The sequence below is a fragment of the Cupriavidus sp. JZ107 genome (genome assembly GCF_053903255.1).
Genome location: NZ_CP096481.1, coordinates 72,388 through 95,776 on the forward strand (window position 1 = coordinate 72,388; position 23,389 = coordinate 95,776).

The following is a 23,389-nucleotide window of genomic DNA, read 5'->3' on the forward strand; positions in this document are numbered from 1 at the left end:
CCCGCATTGGCTTGGCTTGGCCATCCAGAGCGGCAAGCGCGCTCCTCGGAGATCTCCTCGCATGGCCACCACCACCCTCGGCGTCAAGCTCGACGACGCCTCCCGCGACCGCCTGAAGCGCGTTGCCCAGTCGATCGACCGCACGCCGCACTGGCTGATCAAGCAGGCGATCTTCTCTTACCTGGAGCAGATCGAGCGCGGACAGGCGCCGCACGATGTCAACGGCAGCGGCCAGCCCGAGGCCGATGGTGCCGACACGCTCGACGCGGTCGCCGGCGAGGGCGCGCCCCAGCCCTTTCTCGAATTCGCCCAGAGCATCCAGCCCCAGTCGGTGCTGCGCGCGGCCATCACGTCCGCCTACCGCCGGCCCGAGACCGACTGCGTACCGGTGCTGCTCGAGCAGGCCCGGCTGCCGCAGCAGCAGGCGGACGCCGCGCTGGCGATGGCGAAGAAGCTGGCCCTGAATCTGCGCCAGCAGAAAGTCGGCAGCGGCCGCGAGGGGCTGGTGCAAGGGCTGATCCAGGAGTTCTCGCTGTCCTCGCAGGAGGGTGTGGCGCTGATGTGCCTGGCCGAGGCGCTGCTGCGCATTCCGGACAAGGCCACCCGTGACGCGCTGATCCGCGACAAGATCAGCGGCGCCAACTGGCAGTCGCACCTGGGGCAGAGCCCGTCGCTGTTCGTCAACGCCGCGACCTGGGGCCTGCTGGTCACCGGCAAGCTGGTGTCGACCCACAACGAGGCGGGCCTGACCCGCGCGCTGACCCGCATCATCGGCAAGGGCGGCGAGCCGCTGATCCGCAAGGGCGTCGACATGGCGATGCGGCTGATGGGCGAGCAGTTCGTCACCGGCGAGACCATCTCCGAGGCGCTGGCCAACGCGCGCAAGTACGAGGCCCAGGGCTTCCGCTATTCGTACGACATGCTGGGCGAGGCCGCGATGACCGAGGCCGACGCGCAGCGCTACCTGGCCTCCTACGAGCAGGCGATCCACGCGATCGGCCAGGCCTCGCGCGGCCGCGGCATCTACGAGGGCCCGGGCATCTCGATCAAGCTGTCGGCGCTGCATCCGCGCTACAGCCGCGCCCAGCACGAGCGCGTGCTCGGCGAGCTGTACGGCCGGCTCAAGTCGCTGACGCTGCTGGCTCGCCAGTACGACATCGGCATCAATATCGACGCCGAGGAAGCCGACCGGCTGGAGATCTCGCTGGACCTGCTGGAGCGGCTCTGTTTCGAGCCGGAACTGGCCGGCTGGAATGGCATCGGCTTCGTCGTGCAGGGCTACCAGAAGCGTTGCCCCTTCGTGATCGACTATCTGATCGACCTGGCCCGCCGCAGCCGCCACCGCCTGATGATCCGGCTGGTCAAGGGCGCCTACTGGGACAGCGAGATCAAGCGCGCCCAGGTCGACGGCCTGGAGGGCTATCCGGTCTACACGCGCAAGGTCTACACCGATGTGTCGTACCTGGCCTGCGCGCGCAAGCTGCTGTCGGTGCCCGACGCGATCTATCCCCAGTTCGCCACCCACAACGCGCACACGCTGGCGGCGATCTACCAGATCGCCGGCCATAGCTATTACCCGGGCCAGTACGAGTTCCAGTGCCTGCACGGCATGGGCGAGCCGCTGTACGACCAGGTGGTCGGCCCGGTCGCCGAGGGCAAGCTGAACCGGCCGTGCCGGATCTATGCGCCGGTCGGCACGCACGAGACGCTGCTGGCCTATCTGGTGCGGCGCCTGCTGGAGAACGGCGCCAATACGTCGTTCGTCAACCGCATTGCCGACGACACGATTTCGCTGGACGAGCTGGTGGCCGACCCGGTCGTTCAGGTAGAACGGATGCACAAGGAAGAAGGCACGCTGGGCCTGCCGCACCCGCGCATTCCGATGCCGCGCACCCTGTACGGCAAGGCGCGCGCCAATTCGGCGGGCCTCGACCTGTCGAACGAACATCGGCTGGCCTCGCTGTCATCGGCGCTGCTGCATGGCGCCACCGAGCGCCTGAGCGCCGAGCCGATGCTGGGCGTTGACGCCGTGGGAGGCGGCGACACCGCGCCGGTGCTCAATCCTTCGGACCATCGCGATGTGGTCGGCCAGGTCACCGAGGCCAGCGCGGCCGACGTCGAGGCCGCGCTGCAGGCCGCGATCAACGCCGCCCCGATCTGGCAGGCGACGCCGCCCGAGGTCCGCGCCGCCGCACTCGAGCGTGCCGCCGACCTGATGGAAGCGCAGATGCAGGCGCTGATGGGCGTGATCATGCGCGAGGCCGGCAAGACGTTCTCGAACGCGATCGCCGAAGTGCGCGAAGCGGTCGACTTCCTGCGCTACTACGCGGTGCAGGTGCGCGAGCATTTTTCCAACGACACGCACCGCCCGCTCGGTCCAGTCGTCTGCATCAGCCCGTGGAACTTCCCGCTGGCGATCTTCACCGGCCAGGTGGCCGCGGCGCTGGCCGCGGGCAACACGGTGCTGGCCAAGCCGGCCGAACAGACCCCGCTGATCGCGGCGCAGGCGGTGCGCCTGCTGCGCGAGGCCGGCGTGCCGGCCGGCGCGGTGCAGCTGCTGCCGGGCCGCGGCGAGACCGTCGGCGCGGCGCTGGTCGGCGATGCGCGCGTCAAGGGCGTGATGTTCACCGGCTCGACAGAGGTCGCGCGGCTGCTGCAGCGTAACCTCGCCGGCCGCCTCGATGCCGCCGGCCGTCCGGTGCCGCTGATCGCGGAGACCGGCGGCCAGAACGCGATGATCGTCGACTCGTCGGCGCTGGCCGAGCAAGTGGTCGCCGATGTCGTGACCTCGGCGTTCGATTCGGCGGGCCAGCGCTGCTCCGCGCTGCGCGTGCTGTGCCTGCAGGAAGATGTGGCCGACCGCGTGCTGGAGATGCTCAAGGGCGCGATGGCCGAACTGACGATGGCCAATCCGGATCGTCTGTCGACCGATGTTGGCCCGGTGATCGACGAGGAGGCGCGCGCCGGCATCGTCAAGCATATCGAGGCGATGCGGGCCAAGGGCCGCCGCGTCCATCAGGCCGATGCCAACGCCGCGCAGTCGGCCGCATGCCGCCATGGCACCTTCGTGCCGCCGACGCTGATCGAGCTGAACCACATCGGCGAGCTGCAGCGCGAGGTGTTCGGTCCGGTGCTGCACGTGGTGCGCTACCAGCGCGCGCGCCTGGACGCGCTGCTCGACCAGATCAACGCCACCGGGTACGGCCTGACGATGGGCGTGCACACCCGCATCGACGAAACCATCGAGCACATCGTCGCGCGCGCCCATGTCGGCAATCTCTACGTCAACCGCAACATCGTCGGCGCGGTGGTCGGCGTGCAGCCGTTCGGCGGCGAGGGCCTGTCGGGCACCGGCCCGAAGGCTGGCGGCCCGCTGTATCTGCACCGCCTGCTGTCGACCTGTCCGCAGGACGCGTTCGTTGCCGCCGCCCGTGCCGCCGCGGCGGCCGACGCGCCGGCCGCGGAGCCGCGCGCGACGCTGCGGCCCGAGGCTCAGGCCGCGTTCGACGCCTACCGCCAGTGGGCGGCGAGCGCCGCCGCCATGCCGGAGCTGGCGCAGCAGTGCGAGCGCTTTGCCGCTGCCTCGACCTCGGGCATGACGGTGACGCTGCCGGGCCCCACCGGCGAGCGCAATACCTACACGCTGCTGCCGCGCGAAACGGTGCTGTGCCTGGCGCCAAACGAGGCCGATCTGGCCACGCAACTGGCGGCCGTGCTGGCGGTCGGTGCCGGCGTGTTGTGGCCGGACGTCGAACCCGCGCGCACGCTGTATGCGCGCCTGCCGAAGGCAGTACAATCGCGCGTCCGCCTGATTGCCGACTGGACCGCGGCCGACGTGGCCTTCGATGCGGTGCTGCACCACGGCGACTCGGACCAGCTGCGCGCGGTATGCGAACAGGTCGCGCAGCGGCCCGGACCGATCGTCGGCGTGCAGGGGCTGGGCCATGGCGACACCGGCATCGCGCTGGAGCGTCTGCTGATGGAGCGCTCGCTGTCGGTCAATACCGCGGCGGCCGGCGGCAACGCGAGCCTGATGACGATCGGCTGACCGCAACGACCGACCGCAAGACTGACCGCCCGACCTGGTCCGACGTATCGGCTGACGTATCGTCAGACGTCCGGGTTGGGCGCCAGACAGGCGCAGGTGCGGCGGTGATCCCGCCCTCGCTGTGCCACCAAAGAAAGCGTGGTCCGCAGGGGTGGGCCGAACGCTTCCAACAGTGCAGTGAACCGGCCTACAGGCTACCCAAGGAGAACGGATGAACACGACCTTCCACAAGACGGCGCTGACCGTCGCACTGACGATCGCCGGCCTGACCGCGGCGTCCGCCGCGTTCGCGCAGGCGCAGGAGATCAAGCTCGGCTTTGCCGCGCCGATGACCGGCGGCCAGGCGCAGTACGGCAAGGACATGCAGAACGGCGTGGTGCTCGCGATCGAGCAGATGAACGCCACCAAGCCGAAGATCGGCGGCAAGGAAGTCAAGTTCGTGCTGCTGTCCGAGGACGACCAGGCCGATCCGAAGACCGGTTCGGTGGTGGCGCAGAAGCTGGTCGACAACGGCATCCAGGGCATGCTGGGCCATTTCAACTCGGGCACCAGCATCCCGGCCTCGATGGTCTACAACCGCGCCGGCATCGCGCAGATCGCGATGGCGACCGCGCCGGAATACACCCGCCAGGGCTTCAAGACCACCTTCCGCATGATGACGTCCGACACCCAGCAGGGTTCGGTGATCGGCACCTTCGTGGTCAAGAAGCTGGGTGCCAAGAACATCGCCATCGTCGATGACCGCACAGCTTACGGCCAGGGCCTGGCCGACGAGTTCGAGAAGGCCGCCAAGGCCGCGGGCGGCAAGATCGTGCGCCGCGAGTACACCAACGACAAGGCGGTGGACTTCAAGGCCGTGCTGACCAACATCAAGCGCAGCAACCCGGACATCATCTTCTTCGGCGGCGCCGAGACGCAGTCCGCGCCGATGGCCAAGCAGATCAAGGAACTGGGCCTGAAGGCGCCGCTGGTATCGGGCGAGATGTCCAAGACGGACAACTTCCTGAAGCTGGCCGGTCCGGCCGCCGAAGGCACGGTGGTGTCGCTGGCCGGCCTGCCGCTGGAGCAGATGCCGGGCGGCGCCAAGTATGCGCAGGACTACGAGAAGCGTTTCAAGAGCAAGGTCCAGACCTACTCGCCGTACGCCTACGACGGCGCCACCGCGCTGATGACCGCGATGGTCAAGGCCGGTTCGGCCGATCCGGCGCGCTACCTGCCGGTGCTGGCGGCGACCAACATGCCGGGCGTCACCACCAAGACGCTGGCCTACGACGCGCGCGGCGACCTCAAGGACGGCGGCATCACCGTCTACAAGGTCGTCGGCGGCAAGTGGACCGTGCTGGAAACGCTGGGCGGCAAGTAAGCCTGGCGGTTGCCCAAGGTTGGTCCACCGTTGACTCGCAGTTCGGAACGCCACCCCCCGGGGTGGCGTTTTCTTTGGTGGCCGCGCCGGTCGTGACGGCCGTGCCGCTGGCGGCGGCTGGGCCCGTTCCGCGGCCTTGCCTCGCCGGTGGCGCATAATCGCGGTCTTGCCGTTTCCTCGCTATCCCAGTTGTCCCTCTTTGCCCATCACCCTGAAGGAGTACCCGTGTCCGCGCAGCCAGTCAGCTACGACCACGCCATCGAGCTCGCCACGCAGGAGCGCTACGACGAAGCGCTGGCGGTGATCGACGCGTTGGCGCGCCAGCGGCCCGAGGTCGTCGATTACGAGGCGCTGCGCGCCCGGCTGCTGTTCGACAAGGGCGAGCCCGAGCAGGCGCTGGCCGCGCTCGACGCGGCGCTGGCCCGGCTGCCCGACCTGCCGTTGCAGCCGGCGCACCGCTGGGCCTCGCGCGGCGTGCTCGCGCATCGCTACGGCATGCTGCTGATGAACCAGCAGCGTTTCGCCGAGGCGCTGCCGTGGCTGGTGGAAGCAGCGCGGCGCAATGGGCTGGCGACCGGCGAATGGAGCGCGCAGCTGCATGCGGGACTCGCGCATTACCGGCTGGGCCAGTTCGCCGAGGCGGGGCGCTATTGGTACGACCTGCTGTATCGCGCCCCGGATCTGGGCGCGCACGACATTCTGGGCCTGGCCGCCGACCACGTGCAGGGCGCGGAGGCCGAGGGCCGGCGCGCCGAGCCGATGCTGCGGCTGTGCCTGGCCCGCATCGGCCTGGACAATGCCGATCTGCTGGAGATGAGCGAGGAGCAGGGCGACGCGCTGGCCGCGCAGCAGGCGCAGATGGTGCTGGCCGAGGAGCCGGACCACCCGCACGCGCGGCGCATCCTCGCGCCGCTGCGCCTGCGCTCCGGCGATCTGGCCGGCGCGCGCAGCGATCTGGCGGTCTACCAGCGCCAGGTGCCGGACCCGAAGGCGCAGGTGCGCGAGCTCGAGTGGCGCCACCAGGGCGGCGAGGCCGAGCCCTGGCGCGATTTCTCGTTGACCGGGGCGGCCACCGACGCGCATGGCTATTACCTTGCCGGTCTCGCGCTGGCGGACTTCATCGAGCGCGTACCCGCGTCGGCGGACGTGCTGCGGCCGCAGCTGCTGCGCGCCTGGCAGACGGGCCTGGCGCGCTTCGAACAGTATTTCGCCACCGGCGAGGGCGGCTACGACGACGCCGATCCGCATATCTATTCGCTGCTGTGCGACCGCTTGGCGCGCCGCCTCGACCTCGACGACCCCGCGCAGCGCGACGAACGCATCGCGCTGCACGACAAGGGCATCGCGGCCAGCGATTTCATCGAGCACTGGCTGGATCTGCTGGCCTGCCACGACGCGGCCGGTCGCCATCAGCGCGTGGTCGAAATCGCCGGCGAGGTACTGAACCGCTATCCGCTGGACCGCCATGCGGGCCAGGTGACCTGGGTGTTCAGCCGGCTGATCCATGCCTGGAAGGCGATCGGCGGCAACGAGGCGATCGCTGCGGCGCGCGCGGCGATCTCGCATATGGAAGCGAGGCTCGATGCGCTGCCGGTCGAGGAGCGCAGCGAGGCCGCGCTGTCGATGGCGCATGCGCGCACGCATTTCGCCACGCTGCTGGCGAACTCCGCCGCGTCGATGGAAGCGCGCGAGCGCGCGCTGGCGCTGGACGAGATCGAGGCCTTGCAGGCGCGTGCGGTGGCGATCGAGGACGCCTGGGTCTACGACGCCTTCGGCCGTATCTGGCGTGGCCTGGCCGACAACGAACGCGCCTTGCCGCTGTTCGAGCGTGCGATCGCGCTGACCGAGGGCGATGCCGAGGACCAGGCGGCCGCGCGGCTGCAGCGCGGACTGATCCGCCTCGACGCCGAGCAGTACGCGCAGGCGTTGACCGACTTCCAAGCCGCCTTCGCGGTGCGCGACGATTGGGAGGCCGACGTGCACCTGCACGCCGCGCAGGCTGCGCTGGGCCTGGCCCGGCGCGAGGAGGCACGGGCGCTGTTCCTGCAGGCGCGGGCGCGCGGGGCCGCGCAGGGCCGCACGCGCGCGTTGTACGCGAAGGTCGAAAACGCACTGAAGGCGACGCGGCCGGCCTGGAAAATCTGGGGCGTGTAGACCAGCGGTGCAGTGGGTGAGGTCAGCGCAGACGCGATCCGAAAGAACACTGGCAGAAACCTCAGCAAAACTCGTGCCTTGTCGGACAAACCCGGACACGGGTTCAAAGGCCCTTCCGTTAGGATGTCACCCATGAATGGATTGAGCCAACTATTTCCGACCTGGCCGCTCGCTCCCAGCGGGCTGTTCTGGGTCGGCCTCGCGCTGGTAGGCGCGGGCCTTGCCGGCGAAGTCTGCCGGATGTATCTGAGATTGCCGCGTATCGTCGGTTATGCCGCTACCGGTCTGTTGGCCGGCACGCTGGGGCGGCCCATCGTCGACCAGACGATGATTGCCCAGACCCGCATCCTGATCGACATGGCGCTGGCGCTGGCGCTGTTCGAACTCGGGCATCGGCTGTCGCTGGTCTGGCTGCGCGCCAATCGCTGGCTGCTGTTTACCAGCGCCTCCGAGTCCCTGCTGACCTGGGGCCTCGTCACCGCGGTGCTGCAATGGATCGGCGTAAGCCCGACCGTCGCGATCCTCGCGGGCGGCATCGCGGTCAGCACGTCGCCGTCGATCGTGCTGCAGCTGAAGAACGAACTGCGCGCGGAGGGCCAGGTCACCGAACGGCTGATGGCGATGACCGCGCTGAACAGCATGTATGCGGCGGTGATCGTGCAGCTGGCGACCGGCTGGCTGCACTCGGAATACGGCAATCTCGGCGCCGCGCTGCTGCATCCGCTGTATCTGCTGGTCGGCTCCTGCCTGCTGGCGTGGCTGGTCGGCAAGCTGAGCCAGGCGGTCTATGCGCGGATGCCGGCCGACGATCAGTACAGCTTCCTGGTGCTGGTCGGCATCGTGCTGTTCACGCTGGCGCTGACGCGGCTGCTGAAGCTGTCGATGCCGTTGACGTTGCTGCTGGCCGGCGTCGTGTTCAAGCATCAGGACAATCAGCCGCGTGTGTGGCCGGCGCATTTTGGCAGCGCCGGCACGTTGCTGATCATCGTGATGGTGGTGTCGCTGGGGCTGCCGGTGACCGTGCGTGACTGGTCCATCGCCGGCGTCGCCGCGATCGTGCTGGTGCTGCTGCGGCATCTGGCCAAGCTTGGGGGCGTGGTCTCGCTGGGTTCGTTTTCGGGCCTGAGCCTGCGGCAGTGCGTGGCGCTTGGCGTGGCGCTCGGGCCGATGTCGGGTCTGGCCTACCTGCTGATGAGCGATGTGGCGCGGCTCTATCCTGAGACCGGGGAAATGCTCAACGCGATCGTGCTGTGCGCGCTGGCGATCGAGCAGATCGCGGCGCCGGTGCTGGCCGCGTGGGCACTTCGCTATGCCGGCGAGGTCAGAGGCAATGGAGGAGGGCGCTGATGTCACTCGAACCGTTCAAGCAATCCGAGGCGCTGACCTTCGGCGTCGAGCTGGAGATGCAGCTGGTCAATCGCCATGACTATGATCTGGCGCCGTTCGCGCCCGACCTGCTGCGGCTGCTGAAGGGGGCCCAGCATGCCGGCGATATCAAGCCGGAGATCAGTCCGTCGATGATCGAGATCAGCACCGGGATCTGCCACGACTACGCGCAGGCGCTGTCCGAGCTGACGACGATGCGCGACCTGATGGTCGAGGCCTCGCATTCGCTGAATCTCGGCATCTGCGGCGGCGGCACGCACCCGTTCCAGCAGTGGGCCGACCGCACGATCTCCGACTCGCCGCGCTACCAGTACATCTCGGAGTTGTACGGCTATCTGGCCAAGCAATTCACGGTGTTTGGCCAGCACGTGCATATCGGCTGCCCGACCGCCGACGATTCGCTGTTCCTGCTGCATGCGATCGGCCGCTACGTGCCGCACTTCATCGCGCTGGCGGCGTCGTCGCCGTATGTACAGGGCGTCGATACCGGCTTTGCTTCCGCGCGGCTGAATTCGGTCGCGGCCTTCCCGATGAGCGGCCGCGCGCCCTTCATGCTGACGTGGGACGCCTTCACCGCGTACTTCGAGAAGATGCGCAAGACGGGCGTGATCGAGAGCATGAAGGACTTCTACTGGGATATCCGTCCCAAGCCGGAGTTCGGCACCATCGAAGTCCGCGTCATGGACACGCCGCTGACGGTTGCGCGCGCCTGCGATATCGCGGCCTATATCCAGGCGCTGGCGCGCTATCTGCTGCTGTCGCGGCCGTTCATGCCGGAAGAGGACGACTACCTGGTCTACACCTTCAACCGCTTCCAGGCCTGCCGCTTCGGCCTCGACGGCGAGTACGTGCATCCCAACGAATTGACGCGGATGCCGATCGCCGACCATATCCTGTCGATCTGCGACGTGCTGGTGCCGCATGCCGAAGCGCTTGGTTCGCTGGAGGCGCTGGCCAATATCCGCATGCTGGCTGCCAGCCGCCGTGGCGACGCGGAATGGGCGCGGCAGGTCGATGCCGATACGCGCAGCCTGCGCGAAGCGGTGCGGCAGAGCTGCGACCGCTGGGCGGGCTGACGGCAGCGCGCCCGCCGCGCATTCTGCGTTCGAGCGCGGGGGTCAGATCCCGTGCGGGATGTTGTCGCCGTCGCCAAGGCCCAGCCGCTGGTTGGCGGGCACGGCGACCGCCAGCAGCTTCGGCGGCGGCAGGTTCAGCCCCTTCATCATTTCGATGAATTCTTCGCGCGTGCGGCCGCACAGCCGGCTGTTGGTCGCCCGCTCGTTCCCGATCGTTGAATGGGTGCGGCCCTTGTAGTCATGGGCCGGATACACCAGCGTGTCGTCGGGCAACGCAAACAGCTTGCGCGTCAGGCTGTCGTAGAGCGTGCCGGCGTCGCCCGACTGGAAGTCCGTGCGTCCGCAGCCATCGATCAACAACGCATCGCCGGTAAAGACGCGGCGCACCACGCCGCCGTCCGGCTGCGGCTCTTCCCACAGATAGCTCATGCTGCCGGCCGTATGGCCCGGGGTATGGACCGCGCGCAGCGCCTGCGTGCCGAACGCGATGGTGTCGCCGTCGATCAACTGCTTCAGCGCCGGCCGGATCTCGCAGCCCGACGGCGCGGCGGTATGCGCGCCGGTACGTTGCGCGACATGGCCTGCCGAGGTGATGTGGTCCGCGTGCGCGTGGGTTTCGATGACCCAGGCCAGGCGTACACCGGTCTGCTGCACCAGCGCCAGATCGCGTTCGAGCTGACGGTCGACCGGATCGATCAGCACGGCATCGCGCGTCGCCGCATCGATCAGCAGATACGTGTAGGTGCAGGACTCGGGGTCGAAGAGTTGATGGAAGGTTTGCATCTGCGGGAATACTGGCAATCGGTCGCCAGGGTTCAGGCTTCGAATACGTCGGCGAGGTGTTGGGCGCTGAGCAACCTTTCTCCCCAGGCTTGCAATTGTTCGGCCGAGGCGCCGTTCAATCGTGTTTCCAGCTCGGCCGGCAGAGGACCGAACCGTTTGGCAAGCATGTTTCGCAGCATCATGGCCTGGCCTTGCTGCAGACCTTCCTGCCGGCCCTCCTGCAGGCCTTCCAGTCGGCCTTCTTGCAGGCCTTCGAGTCTGTAGTTGGCCTTCCACCGTGCGATATTCGTCGACAGCGACATTTCAGCCTCCATCAGGTTGTGTACATTCGTGAAATCCAGACCGGCATGGCGATGCCGTGAGCCTACATCCTTCAGCCAGCGTACGAAAGTGTTCGACAGAACCGGGTTATCGGCGACGCGCTGCCTGAGCCAGTGGACCGTGTCGAGCAACGTATCCTCGCTGGTCGCGTTTTCGAAGCGGAACACGGTGGCGACCAGATTGTCGAGCCTGGCCAGTTCCTCGTCCGAGTATCGGCTTGCGTCGACCAGCAGATACTTGCAGCGGGGCTGGTAGCCAGATAGTTCGCCGGGCAGTCGTGGTGACAGGTCGGCGATGTCGGTCGTCGCAGTCCACCTGCCCTCGCCGTTGTAGATGACAACAGGCAGTACCGGGGGCAGGCGGCCTCCGTCGAGCATATTCTGACCACGGATCAGCTCGAGATCGAGGCACGTGACGTAATTCGTCATGCGAATCGCCATATGGCGATCGACGGTGCTTTGAAACTCGATCAGCAGATAGAGATAGACCCACTCGCCGCCGGCCTGGATGCGCCATACCATGTCGCTTGCATGCTGGCGAAACGCATCGGTGACGTAGGTTCCGGATCGCCGTTCGAGGGTATCGAAGTCCAGGCTTCGAACCCAGTCTCCCGGCACGAAATCGCGCAGCAGGTCACGGACGAGTTCCGGCGTGGAGAACAAGGTCTTGTAGCAGGCATCGTGGTTCGGCATGGCACACGCATCGCAGTGGCGGAGCCGAGAGAATGCCGCGCCGGGGAGACGCGGGATTCCACAAAAGTACGTGCTACTTTAGTGTTCGAACGGCAGGCCGAAGGTCAGCACTCGACGATATTGACCGCGAGTCCGCCGCGCGCCGTTTCCTTGTATTTGGTCTTCATGTCGGCGCCGGTTTCGCGCATGGTCTTGATCACCGAATCGAGCGAGACATAGTGATTGCCGTCGCCGCGCAGCGCCATGCGCGCCGCGTTGACGGCCTTGACCGAGGCCATCGCATTGCGTTCGATGCAGGGAATCTGCACCAGCCCGCCGACCGGATCGCATGTCAGGCCGAGGTTGTGTTCCATGCCGATCTCCGCGGCATTCTCGACCTGTTCCGGCGTGCCGCCAAGCACCGCGGCCAGCGCGCCGGCGGCCATCGAACACGCGACGCCGACCTCGCCCTGGCAGCCCACTTCGGCGCCGGAGATCGACGCGTTCAGCTTGTACAGCAGGCCGATCGCGCCGGCCGTCAGCAGGAAGTCGATGACGCCGCGCTCGTTCGCGCCCGGCACGAAGCGATCGTAGTAATGCAGCACGGCCGGGATGATGCCCGCCGCGCCGTTGGTCGGCGCGGTCACCACGCGGCCACCGGCCGCATTTTCCTCGTTGACGGCCATCGCATAGAGGTTGACCCAGTCCATCACCGACAGCGGGTCCGACAGCGTCCGTTCGGCGCGCTCGGTCAGATTGCGGTGCAGCTCGGGCGCACGCCGCTTGACCTTGAACGGGCCGGGCAGCTCGCCATCGGTGCGGCAGCCGCGCGCGACGCAGGCCTGCATCACCTGCCAGATATGCAGCAGGCCCGCGCGCACGTCGGCTTCGCTGCGCCACGTGCATTCGTTCTCGAGCATCAGCTGCGCAATCGACTTGCCGGTGCTGCTCGCCATGTCGAGCATCGCGCGGCCGCTGCGGAACGGATGCGGCAGTTGCCGGTCCGCTTCGAGCACCTGCGTGTTGGCGGCGCCGGCGCTGACGACGAAGCCGCCGCCGACCGACAGATAGCGGCCCTCGCGCAGCGTTGCGCCGGCGGCATCGAAGGCATGGAATTTCATGCCGTTCGGATGCTCGGCCATCGCCTCGCGCCGGTAGAACGCAATGTGTTCCTTCTCGACGAAGGGAATCGGATGCTTGCCGAGCAGCGCCAGCGTGCGCGACGCGCGAAGCTGGGCCAGCCTGGCGTCGATGGTGTCCGGATCGATGGTGTCCGGCGCCTCGCCGAGCAGGCCGAGGATCACGCCCTTGTCGGTGCCGTGTCCCTTGCCGGTCGCGCCAAGCGAGCCGTACAGTTCGACCCGCACGCTGGCCACTTGCGGCAGCAGGCCGTCGCGCTCCAGTCCGTGCGCGAACATGCCGGCCGCACGCATCGGTCCCACCGTATGCGAGCTCGATGGCCCGATGCCGACCTTGAACAGGTCGAAAACGCTGACAGCCAATTGAATCTCCTTTCACCACCGGTTGGGACCGGCCAACCGACGGACCGGCGGCGGTCCCGCCGGCCTTGCCCCCGGGCACTACACCGGCTTGTCGTCCTCCGGCCGCTGCCACAGCGACACGCCGGGGCCGGGCGGCTTTTCCGGCCGGTCCTTGTGCTTCAGTACGCTGATGGCACCGTCGTTCTCGAGGATGGCCACATGCACGTCGTCGAGGCTATTGCAGTTTTCGCGTCGCAAAACCTTCATCAGGTCGTCGCTGGTGATGCGCGCCCCTTTCATGACGTCCTGGAACACCTTGCCGTCCCGGATCAGCAATTGCGGCTTGCCCTCGACCGCATATTCGATGCCGCGGCTGCGCCAGCTGAGCCAGCTGACCAGCAGGTTGCCGCCGATCAGCGTGACCGCCAGGATCAGCCCGCCCGATACCGATTTGTCGTCGCCGACCATGGCGTTCTGCACGCCTTCGGACAGGATCAGCAGCAGTACCAGATCGAACGGTGTCATCTGGCCGATCTGGCGCTTGCCGCCCAGCCGCATCAGCACCAGCAGGGCGAAATAGATGATCAGACCCCGGACAACGAATTCCCACCACGGCGCGTTCAGTTCCCACATCGACAGTCCTCCTTGACGATGACGGCCCCGGCGCAAGCGCCGGGGGCCGGAATCCTCCTGGACGCCGGACTGCGTCCGGGCGGCGATGGCGTCGCCGTGCCTGCTGCTGCAGGAAGCGTGCCCGCTTACTCCTCGTAGGCGCTCATCGGCACGCAGGAGCAGAACAGGTTGCGATCGCCGTAGACGTTGTCGGCCCGGCCGACCGGCGGCCAGTACTTCTGCGTCCGCAGCGAGGCGACCGGATAGGCGGCTTCCTCACGCGTGTACTTGTGATTCCACTCGTTGGCGGTGATGACCGCCGCGGTGTGAGGCGCGTTCTTCAGCGGGTTGTCCTCGCGGTCGAAGCTGCCGTCCTCGACGCGCGCGATTTCCTTGCGGATCGCGATCATCGCGTCGATGAAGCGGTCCAGCTCGTGCAGCGCCTCGCTCTCGGTCGGCTCGATCATCAGCGTGCCGGGCACCGGGAAGCTCATCGTCGGCGCATGGAAGCCATAGTCCATCAGCCGCTTGGCGACATCCTCGTTGCTGATGCCGGTCGCTTTCTGGATCGGACGCAGGTCGAGAATGCACTCGTGCGCGATATGGCCGTTGCCGCCGGTGTACAGCACCGGGTAGTAGTCCGACAGCCGCTTGGCGACGTAGTTGGCCGCCAGGATCGCGTTCTCGGTGGCGGCGGTCAGTCCGCGCGCGCCCATCATCGCGATATACATCCACGAGATCGGCAGGATGCTGGCCGAGCCGTAGGGCGCGGCAGAGATGGCGCCGATGCCGTCATCGGCGCGGCGATAGCCGGTGCTGGTGTGGTTCGGCAGGAACGGGGCCAGGTGCGCGCCGACCGCAACCGGACCGACGCCCGGGCCGCCGCCGCCGTGCGGGATGCAGAAGGTCTTGTGCAGGTTCAGGTGCGACACGTCGCCGCCGAACTGCCCCGGCGCGGCGGTGCCGACCATCGCGTTCATGTTGGCGCCGTCGACATAGACCTGGCCGCCGTGGCTGTGGACGATCTCGCAGATGCGCTGCACGCCTTCCTCGAACACGCCGTGCGTGGACGGGTAGGTGATCATGATCGCCGCCAGGTTCTTGCCATGCTGCGCGGCCTTCTTCTCCAGATCGGCCAGGTCGACGTTGCCGTCCTCGTCGCAGGCCACGACCACCACCTGCATGCCGGCCATCTGCGCGGACGCCGGGTTGGTGCCGTGCGCCGACGACGGGATCAGGCAGATGTTGCGATGGCTCTCGCCGCGGCTCGCATGGTAGGCGTGGATGATCTGCAGGCCGGCGTATTCGCCTTGCGAGCCGGCGTTGGGCTGCAGGCTGACGGCGGCGTAGCCGGTGGCCGCGCACAGCATCGCCTCGAGCTGGGCGATCATCTCGCGGTAGCCGACGGTCTGGTCGTCCGGCGCGAACGGATGGATGCTCGAGAACTCGGGCCAGGTGACCGGGATCATCTCGCTGGTCGCGTTGAGCTTCATCGTGCAGGAGCCCAGCGGGATCATCGTGCGGTCGAGCGCCAGATCCTTGTCGGCCAGCATGCGCAGGTAGCGCAGCATCTCGTGCTCGGCATGGTGGGTGTTGAAGACCGGGTGCGTGAGGTAGGCGCTCTGGCGCGACAGCGCCGCCGGATAGCCATCATCGGCCGCGGCTTCCAGTGCGTCGAAGGCCGGCACCGGCTTGCCCTGCGCGAAGATCTCCCACAGCGCGACCACATCGTCGCGGCTGGTGGTCTCGTCCAGCGAGATGCCGACCTGCGTGGCGCCGGCGCGGCGCAGATTGATCTGGCGCGCGGCGGCCGCGGCGTGGATCGCCTCGGTGGCGGCACCAGTCTCGATCGTCAGCGTGTCGAAGAAGGTCTGGTTGGTGCGGGCGTAGCCCAGCGCCTGCAGGCCGCCGGCCAGCGTCGCGGTCAGCCGGTGCACGCGCTGCGCGATCCGCTTCAGGCCCTGCGGCCCGTGGTAGACCGCGTACATCGACGCCATGACCGCCAGCAGCACCTGCGCGGTACAGATGTTCGAGGTCGCCTTCTCGCGGCGGATATGCTGCTCACGCGTCTGCAGCGCCAGCCGGTAGGCCTTGTTGCCCTGCGCGTCGACGGTGACGCCGACCAGGCGGCCCGGCATCGAACGCTTGTAGGCGTCCTTGACGGCCATATAGCCGGCGTGCGGGCCGCCGAAGCCCAGCGGCACACCGAAGCGCTGCGAATTGCCGACCGCCACGTCCGCACCCCATTCGCCCGGCGCGGTGAGCAGCGTCAGCGCCAGCAGGTCGGCCGCGGCGACCACCAGGCCGCCGGCCGCGTGGACCGCATCGGCGATCGCGCGGTAGTCCGCCACGTCGCCGTTGACGCCCGGGAATTGCAGCAGCACGCCGAACGCGTGCGCCTGCGCCGCGTCGGCGGCGGGACCGACCTTGACCTCGATGCCGAGCGGCAGCGCGCGCGTGCGCACCACTTCGATCGTCTGCGGCAACACGTCGTCGGCCACGTAGAAGGTATTCGATGCGTGCTTGTTCACGCGCTGCAGCAGCGTCATCGCCTCGGCCGCGGCCGTGCCTTCGTCGAGCATCGACGCATTGGCGATATCGAGGCCCGTCAGGTCGGTGACCATCTGCTGGAAGTTCAGCATCGCCTCCAGGCGGCCCTGCGAGATCTCCGGCTGGTACGGCGTGTAGGCGGTGTACCAGGCCGGGTTTTCGAAGATGTTGCGCAGGATCACGCCCGGGGTCAGCGTGTTGTAGTAGCCCTGGCCGATGAAGCTCTTGAACACCTTGTTCTTGCCGGCGATGCCGCGCAGCTTGGCCAGCGCGGCTTCCTCGCTCAGCGGCTCGGTGAATTCGCCCAGCGGCATGCCGTCGCGGCGGCGGATCGCGGCCGGGATGATGGCGTCCATCAGCGCGGCGCGGCTGTCGTAGCCCAGCACCTTCAGCATGTGCTGCTGTTCGGCGGCGTCGGGACCGATATGGCGGTGGGAGAAGGCGTCGCGAGCTTCGAGTTCGGCCAGCGAAGGGCGAGCGGATTGAGCGGCGTTCATGGGCAGGGGAGCGTTCATGGCAAGTGACTCGGAGAGGCGGGCCGGGGCATGGTGGTCAGCCATGCATCGGCGCCGCGGGCGGGGCGCCGGGCTCAGGCGCCGACGCTGGCCTTGTAGGCGTCGGCCGTCATCAGGCCGTTGACGTCGTCGCCGTTGGCCGGCTTGATCTTGAACAGCCAGGCATCGAAGGCGTTGGCGTTGACGCTCTCGGGCGCGTCCTTGACGGCGTCGTTGACGGCGACCACTTCACCGGCCACCGGCGCGTAGATGTCCGACGCGGCCTTGACCGATTCGACGACCGCCAGCGCGTCGCCGGCGCCGACCGTCTTGCCGACCTCGGGCAGTTCCAGGAAGACGATGTCGCCGAGCGCATCCTGCGCGTGATCGGTGATGCCGATCGTCAGCGTGCCGTCGGTTTCGACGCGCACCCATTCGTGCGACTCGGTGTACTTCAGGTCAGCGGGGAAATTCATCGAGATTCTCCAATTTCAGATTCTTGTGTCGCGCCGCCGCGTGCCATCGGTGAAAGGGGCCGCGGGGCGCAGCGTGACCGGGTGGACGATGTCCGCAGTGAGCCGTCAGCTCACAAGTGCCTTGCCATTGCGCACAAACGGCAGTTTAACCACAGTCGCAGTCAGTTTGCGGTCGCGGATCAGCACCTGGACTTCGCTGCCGAGCGCCACATCCTTGGGCAGGCGCGCGAAGGCGATCGATTGGGACAGGGTCGGGCTGAAGGTGCCAGAGGTGATCTCGCCCTCGCCGGCGGCGGTCAGCACGGTCTGGTGCGCGCGCAGCACGCCGCCCTTGTCGCGCAGGATCAGGCCGGCAAACTGCTGGCGCTGGCCGTTGGCCACCAGCGCGGCCTTGCCGACGAAATCGCGCTCGCTTTGCAGGTCGACGGTCCAGGCCAGGCCGGCGTCGAGCGGCGAGGTGTGGATGTCCATGTCCTGGCCGTACAGGTTCATGCCGGCTTCGAGCCGCAGCGTGTCGCGCGCGCCGAGCCCGGCCGGACGCACGCCGGCGGCATGCAGCTTTTCCCAGACCGCGGCGACGTTGTCGGCCGGAACGACCAGCTCGAAGCCGTCCTCGCCGGTGTAGCCGGTGCGCGCCACCATGATTTCGCCGATCGCGGCATCCTCGACGACCATCGCATTGAACGGCTTGAGCGCCTCGCTGGGCTGGGTCGACGGGAAGGCCGCCCACACCTTGGCGCGCGCGTTCGGGCCCTGCACGGCGACGATGGCCAGCGGCGCGGCGTTATCGGAGGCGTTGTCGGTGCGACGGGGAGAAATGGTCACGCCGGCGCCGGTGTCGGCATTGCGCTGGCGGATCCAGTCGATATCGCCGGTCGCGGTGCTGGCGTTGACCACCAGGCGGAAGCGGTCCTCGGCGAAGAAATAGACGATCAGGTCGTCGATCACACCGCCATTCGGGTCGAGCATGCAGGAATACAGCGCCTTGCCCGGGGTTTGCAGCTTGTCGACGTTGTTGGCGAGCAGTCCGCGCAGGAAGGCGCGGGTATTGGGTCCGGCGAGGTCGACGACGCACATGTGCGAAACGTCGAACATGCCCGCATCGCTGCGCACCGCATGGTGTTCCTCGATCTGCGAGCCGTAGTTGACCGGCATGTCCCATCCGCCGAAATCGACCATGCGGGCGCCGAGGGCGCGGTGGATGGCGTTGAGCGGGGTGGCCTGGAGCGTCATGGATTCCTCGGAGCGTGGCATCGTTCGGTCCGGCGCGCGCGGCGCGCCAAACAAAAAAGGGTCATCCGTCGCACGGCTCGTTGGAACCGTCGCGACGGATGACCCCCTCTGTCCTCGATACCTGAGAGATTACGGACTGGTCCTGCGGTTCGCTTCGAACCCGCCGGCCCCGCCGTGCGCCCCTTCGGTGGACACGCTCATCATTCAATTGATGAATGGCGGGTGTCGCTCTCCAGAGTTCGGCATACATCGTGTGCATGCTGCATGCCGATCCGCCCGGTCCATGGTGCCTGAGAGTTTTCGGGTGATTCCCCTTCGGCGGCGCGAGTGAATGGTCTGTCGCGCGCTCTCCCGGACGGATGGCGCGACTCTAACCGCAGGCCTGCCGGCTGTCAACGCGAGAGCGGCGCGTTGCAGGCCACGGTTCTGGTGGCTCGGCCGGACCCGCCCCCGTGTTAACATCGCCCGCTTTGATCCATCCGCGACCCGTGCCCGAACGCGTCGCGCCTGCGGCCCGCCTCCCTCGCGGTGCGGTCCGACCTCCTGCCGTACCCGAACTCCGCCCCCGACCGATGACCCACGGACTGAACGCCGCCCAATCCGAAGCCGTCCGCTATCTGGACGGCCCCTGCCTGGTGCTCGCCGGCGCGGGTTCGGGCAAGACCCGGGTGATCACGCAGAAGATTGCGCATCTGATCGAGGACAAGGGGTTCGAGCCCCGCCACATCGCCGCGGTGACCTTCACCAACAAGGCCGCCAAGGAAATGCAGGAGCGGATCGCCAAGCTGATGGAGGGCAAGACCCGGGACGGCAAGCGCATCCCGCTGCGCCAGCTGACCGTCTGTACTTTCCACTCGCTGGGCGTGCAGATCCTGCGTGCCGAGGCCGAGCACCTGGGCCTGAAGCCGCAGTTCTCGATCATGGACGCCGACGATTGCTTCGGCCTGATCCAGGAGCAGCTGGCGACCACCGACAAGAAGCTGATCCGCAGCGTGCAGAGCACGATCTCGCTGTGGAAGAACGGCATGGTCGATCCCGAGACCGCGATCGCCGAGGCCGCCGACGCCGACCAGCACCAGGCCGCGCTGATCTACCGCAACTACGTCGCCACGCTGGCGGCGTACCAGGCGGTCGACTTCGACGACCTGATCCGGCTGCCGGCCGAGTTGTTCGCACGCGACGAAACCGTGCGGCTCAAGTGGCAGAACCGGCTGCGCTACTTCCTGGTCGACGAATACCAGGACACCAACGCCTGCCAGTACCAGCTGCTGAAGCTGCTGGCCGGCGGCTCGCATCTGCGCGCGCCCGCCTTCACCGCGGTCGGCGACGACGACCAGGCGATCTACGGCTGGCGCGGCGCCACGCTGGACAATCTGCGCCTGCTGCAGACCGATTTCCCGAACCTGAAGGTCATCAAGCTCGAGCAGAACTATCGCTCCACGGTGCGCATCCTGCAGGCCGCCAATGCGGTGATCGCCAACAACCCCAAGCTGTTCGACAAGACGCTGTGGAGCGAGCACGGCATGGGGGACCCGATCACCGTGACGCCGATGAACGACGAGGAGCACGAGGCCGAGTCGGTGGTGTTCAAGCTGTCGGCGCACAAGTTCGAGCGGCGCGCGCAGTTCCGCGACTACGCGATCCTCTATCGCGGCAACCACCAGGCGCGGCTGTTCGAGCAGATCCTGCGCCGCGAGCGCATCCCGTATGTGCTGTCCGGCGGGCAGAGCTTCTTCGACAAGGCCGAGATCAAGGACATCTGTGCCTATCTGCGGCTGATCGCCAATCCCGACGACGATCCGGCCTTTATCCGCGCGGTCACCACGCCGCGGCGCGGGGTCGGCAATACCACGCTGGAGGTGCTGGGCACCTTCGCCGGGCAGGCCAAGGTGTCGCTGTTCGAGGCGGCGATGATGGGCGGCATCGAAGGCAAGCTGCAGCCGCGCCAGCTGGAGCCGCTGCGCACCTTCTGCGAGGCGATGGTGCGGCTGGCCGACCGTGCCGCGCGCGATCCGGCCACCGAGGTGCTCGACGATCTGATGGAAGGCATCCACTACGAAGCCTATCTGTACGACACCTTCGACGAGCGCCAGGCCCAGGCCAAATGGACCAATACGCTGGAATTCCTCGACTGGCTCAAGCGCAAGGGCACCAAGCCGGAGGCCGCGGACGGCGAGGCGACCGGCTTCGACACCGCCGACGGCTTCGGCGACGAAGGCAAGAACCTGCTGGAGTTGACGCAGACGGTCGCGCTGATGAGCATGCTCGAGGGCCGCGAGGAGGATCCGGATGCGGTGCGGCTGTCGACGCTGCATGCGTCCAAGGGCCTCGAATATCCGCACGTGTTCCTGGTCGGCGTGGAGGAGGGCATCCTGCCGCATTGCCGCGAGGACGAGGACCTGAGCGACGAGAAGATCGAGGAGGAGCGGCGCCTGATGTACGTCGGCATCACGCGCGCGCAGCGCAGCCTGCATATCAGCTGGTGCAAGAAGCGCAAGCGCGCGCGCGACACCTACTCGTGCCAGCCGTCGCGCTTCATCGGCGAGATGAAGCTCGAGGAAGCCCCGGCACCGAAGGACGAGACGCCGGCGATGAGCCCGAAGGACCGGCTGGCGGGACTGAAGGCGCTGCTCGGCACCAAGGCCGCGGCCGGCTGAAGCGCAGCGCCGGGTACGCGCGGCCTTTCGTATCAGCGCCGATACAAAGCGGCCAAGGGCCTGCAACATCGGGCTGCTACAGTGCCGGATCGCCGAGGCCGCTCGGCGCCGCGGCACACCGCTTCTTCCCTTCCTCCTCGATGGACCTGAGTCTTCCCGATGCCGCGCCCGCGGCAATCCGCCTGCTGATCGTCGATGACGACGCGCAAATCCGCACGATGCTTGCCGACTACCTGTCGACCTTCGGCATCGCTGCGGACGGCGTCGAAGGCGGCGCCGCCATGCGGGCCGCGCTGGCCGCCCAAGCCTACGACCTGGTGATCCTCGACCTGTCGCTGCCGGGCGAGAACGGCCTGGCGCTGTGCCGCGAACTGCGGGAGCAGGGCGATCTGCCGGTGATCATGCTGACCGCGCGGGCGGAGCTGGCCGATCGCGTGGTCGGCCTGGAGGTGGGGGCCGACGACTACGTCACCAAGCCCTTCGAAATGCGTGAATTGGTCGCCCGCATCCATACGGTGCTGCGGCGCAGCCGCGGCGGCGAGCGCGGCATGCGGGCCGGCCCTTGTGCGGCAGCTCGCGCCCGGGTCGAACTGCGCTTCGGCGACTGGCGCCTGCATACGGTGCTGCGCCAGCTGGTCGACCGCGACGATACCGTGGTGCCGCTGTCGAACGCGGAATTCCGGCTGCTGCTGGCCTTTCTTGACCATCCGCAGCAGATCCTCGATCGCGAACGGCTGATCCAGTTGGCGCGCGGCCGCGAACTGGATCTGTTCGATCGCAGCATCGACCTGCTGGTGTCGCGGCTGCGGCAGAAGCTGCGCGAGGACCCGCGCGAGCCCGGCCTGATCCGCACGGTTCGCGGCGAGGGCTACGTCTTTACCGCCAGCGTGCAGGGCTGAGCCTGTGGCGGCGCGTCGCTTCGACACGATGTTCGTGCGCCTGTTCGTCGCGATGGCGGCGATCATGGTTGCGGTGCATATCCTCGGCGTGACCGTGGTGGAGAGCGTGTTTCCGCGGCACGGTCCCCGGCACGGCAGCCACGCCGTCGGTGGTACCGCCGACCGGCCCGCCGCACCGGCGCACGAGGGCCAGCGTCCGCCGCCGGGCCCACCGCGTCCCCCAGGCCCGCCCGGTCCGGGCAGGCCACCGCCATTCGGCATGCTGTTCCAGTTCGCCGCGATCGTGGCCGCCTCCTGGGTGGGTGCGCGCGTGCTGGCGCGCCCGGTGCAGCAGCTCGCGCGCGGCGCCGGCAGGCTGACCCAGGACGTCCACGCGCCACCGCTCGACGAACAGGGCGGACCGAACGAGGCGCGCGAGGCCGCGCGCGCCTTCAATCGCATGCAGCAACGGATCCAGACCCAGCTGGCGCAGCAGGCTCGCTTCCTGGCCGCGGTCTCGCACGATCTGCGCACGCCGCTGACCCGGATGGCCTTGCGCATCGAGCGGCTAGACGATGCCGACACGAGCCGGCGGTTGCGTCAGGACCTCGCCGAGATGAACGCGCTGATCGATGCCACGCTCGGCTATCTGCGCGAGCGCGAAGGCGCCGTCGGCCCGCGCCAGCGCGTCGACATCGCCGCGCTGGTGCAGGCCGTCGTCGACGATGCGATGGAACTGGGCCAGCAGGTCTCGTGCAGCGGCTCGGCGCAGCCGCTGGCAGTCTATCCGGCCGAGCTGCGCCGCGCGCTGGTCAATCTGATCGAGAACGCGCACCGCTATGGCGGCGGCGCCCGCGTGACGCTGACCGATGCGCCGGACAAGGTCGTCATCGATGTGGACGACGATGGCCCCGGCATTCCGCCGGACGAACTGGGGCGCGTGATGGAGCCGTTCTACCGCATCGAGTCCTCGCGCAGCAGGGCCACCGGCGGCGTCGGCATGGGCCTGGCCATCGCCGCCGACGCGGTGGCGCGCCATGGCGGCGAACTGATGCTGGAGAACCGGCCGGAAGGCGGTTTGCGGGCGACGGTGACGCTGCCGCGGGAGTAAGCCGGTAACTCCGCCACGGTGGTTTGGCTGCAGCCTTCGGCGCAAGGGTGTTGCGCCGAAGGCTCCGCGCCGGGCTCGATGCGTCGGGCTTGATG

Annotated in this window: 15 protein-coding genes and 2 riboswitches; of the genes, 8 read left to right on the forward strand and 7 right to left on the reverse strand. The window is 68.0% G+C overall.

Features of this window, described 5'->3' with window-relative positions; genetic code table 11:
* Window positions 1–61 precede the first annotated feature (61 nt).
* The 5 genes from putA (at window position 62) to M1D55_RS09895 (ending at window position 10,027) form a co-directional block, all read left to right on the forward strand.
* Complete coding sequence (gene putA / locus M1D55_RS09875) at window positions 62–4,048, forward strand: trifunctional transcriptional regulator/proline dehydrogenase/L-glutamate gamma-semialdehyde dehydrogenase (RefSeq protein ID WP_456282099.1); 3,987 nt, start codon at window positions 62–64, stop codon at window positions 4,046–4,048.
* A gap of 211 nt (window positions 4,049–4,259) precedes the next feature.
* The gene (locus tag M1D55_RS09880) at window positions 4,260–5,411 is read left to right on the forward strand and encodes a branched-chain amino acid ABC transporter substrate-binding protein (protein WP_006579690.1); all 1,152 of its coding nucleotides are present in this window, start codon (window positions 4,260–4,262) and stop codon (window positions 5,409–5,411) included.
* A gap of 225 nt (window positions 5,412–5,636) precedes the next feature.
* Complete coding sequence (locus M1D55_RS09885) at window positions 5,637–7,565, forward strand: tetratricopeptide repeat protein (protein ID WP_456282100.1); 1,929 nt, start codon at window positions 5,637–5,639, stop codon at window positions 7,563–7,565.
* Between the two features lie 123 nt (window positions 7,566–7,688).
* Window positions 7,689–8,912 (forward strand): cation:proton antiporter, encoded by a 1,224-nt coding sequence (locus tag M1D55_RS09890; protein WP_064574726.1) that lies wholly within the window; start codon window positions 7,689–7,691, stop codon window positions 8,910–8,912.
* Window positions 8,912–10,027, forward strand: coding sequence for a YbdK family carboxylate-amine ligase (locus M1D55_RS09895; RefSeq protein ID WP_064574724.1), 1,116 nt, complete (start codon window positions 8,912–8,914; stop codon window positions 10,025–10,027). Before M1D55_RS09890 ends, M1D55_RS09895 begins: the two co-directional genes overlap by 1 nt.
* 42 nt (window positions 10,028–10,069) lie before the next feature.
* Here M1D55_RS09895 and M1D55_RS09900 read toward each other — a convergent pair whose 3' ends face one another.
* The 7 genes from M1D55_RS09900 to gcvT form a co-directional block, all read right to left on the reverse strand.
* Window positions 10,070–10,810 (reverse strand): MBL fold metallo-hydrolase, encoded by a 741-nt coding sequence (locus M1D55_RS09900; RefSeq protein WP_456282101.1) that lies wholly within the window; start codon window positions 10,808–10,810, stop codon window positions 10,070–10,072.
* Window positions 10,811–10,842: 32 nt separating this feature from the next.
* A complete protein-coding gene (locus M1D55_RS09905; RefSeq protein WP_456282102.1) occupies window positions 10,843–11,823 on the reverse strand; it encodes an Rpn family recombination-promoting nuclease/putative transposase in 981 nt (326 codons plus the stop codon).
* 104 nt (window positions 11,824–11,927) lie between these two features.
* On the reverse strand, window positions 11,928–13,304 hold the full coding sequence (locus M1D55_RS09910) for an L-serine ammonia-lyase (RefSeq protein WP_006576221.1): 1,377 nt from the start codon (window positions 13,302–13,304) through the stop codon (window positions 11,928–11,930).
* Window positions 13,305–13,382: 78 nt separating this feature from the next.
* Window positions 13,383–13,916, reverse strand: a complete 534-nt coding sequence (locus M1D55_RS09915; RefSeq protein ID WP_064574718.1) for a DUF421 domain-containing protein — start codon at window positions 13,914–13,916, stop codon at window positions 13,383–13,385.
* A gap of 125 nt (window positions 13,917–14,041) precedes the next feature.
* Window positions 14,042–16,960 (reverse strand): aminomethyl-transferring glycine dehydrogenase, encoded by a 2,919-nt coding sequence (gene gcvP / locus M1D55_RS09920; RefSeq protein ID WP_456282103.1) that lies wholly within the window; start codon window positions 16,958–16,960, stop codon window positions 14,042–14,044.
* Window positions 16,961–17,034: 74 nt separating this feature from the next.
* Window positions 17,035–17,415: a glycine cleavage system protein GcvH gene (gcvH, locus tag M1D55_RS09925; RefSeq protein ID WP_006576219.1), complete on the reverse strand. Its 381-nt coding sequence runs from the start codon at window positions 17,413–17,415 to the stop codon at window positions 17,035–17,037.
* 105 nt (window positions 17,416–17,520) lie between these two features.
* Window positions 17,521–18,648 carry a glycine cleavage system aminomethyltransferase GcvT gene (gcvT, locus tag M1D55_RS09930; protein ID WP_456282104.1) on the reverse strand — a complete coding sequence of 376 codons (1,128 nt, stop codon included), beginning with the start codon at window positions 18,646–18,648 and terminating at the stop codon, window positions 17,521–17,523.
* A 98-nt stretch (window positions 18,649–18,746) separates the two neighbouring features.
* Window positions 18,747–18,894: riboswitch (glycine riboswitch) on the reverse strand.
* Window positions 18,895–18,915: 21 nt separating this feature from the next.
* Window positions 18,916–19,012: riboswitch (glycine riboswitch) on the reverse strand.
* A 208-nt stretch (window positions 19,013–19,220) separates the two neighbouring features.
* Between gcvT and M1D55_RS09935 the strand changes: the two genes are divergently transcribed.
* The 3 genes from M1D55_RS09935 (at window position 19,221) to M1D55_RS09945 (ending at window position 23,294) form a co-directional block, all read left to right on the forward strand.
* On the forward strand, window positions 19,221–21,305 hold the full coding sequence (locus M1D55_RS09935; RefSeq protein WP_023265003.1) for a UvrD-helicase domain-containing protein: 2,085 nt from the start codon (window positions 19,221–19,223) through the stop codon (window positions 21,303–21,305).
* 140 nt (window positions 21,306–21,445) lie between these two features.
* Window positions 21,446–22,204, forward strand: coding sequence for a response regulator (locus tag M1D55_RS09940; RefSeq protein WP_456282105.1), 759 nt, complete (start codon window positions 21,446–21,448; stop codon window positions 22,202–22,204).
* Window positions 22,205–22,208: 4 nt separating this feature from the next.
* Complete coding sequence (locus tag M1D55_RS09945; protein WP_456282106.1) at window positions 22,209–23,294, forward strand: ATP-binding protein; 1,086 nt, start codon at window positions 22,209–22,211, stop codon at window positions 23,292–23,294.
* Window positions 23,295–23,389 lie beyond the last annotated feature (95 nt).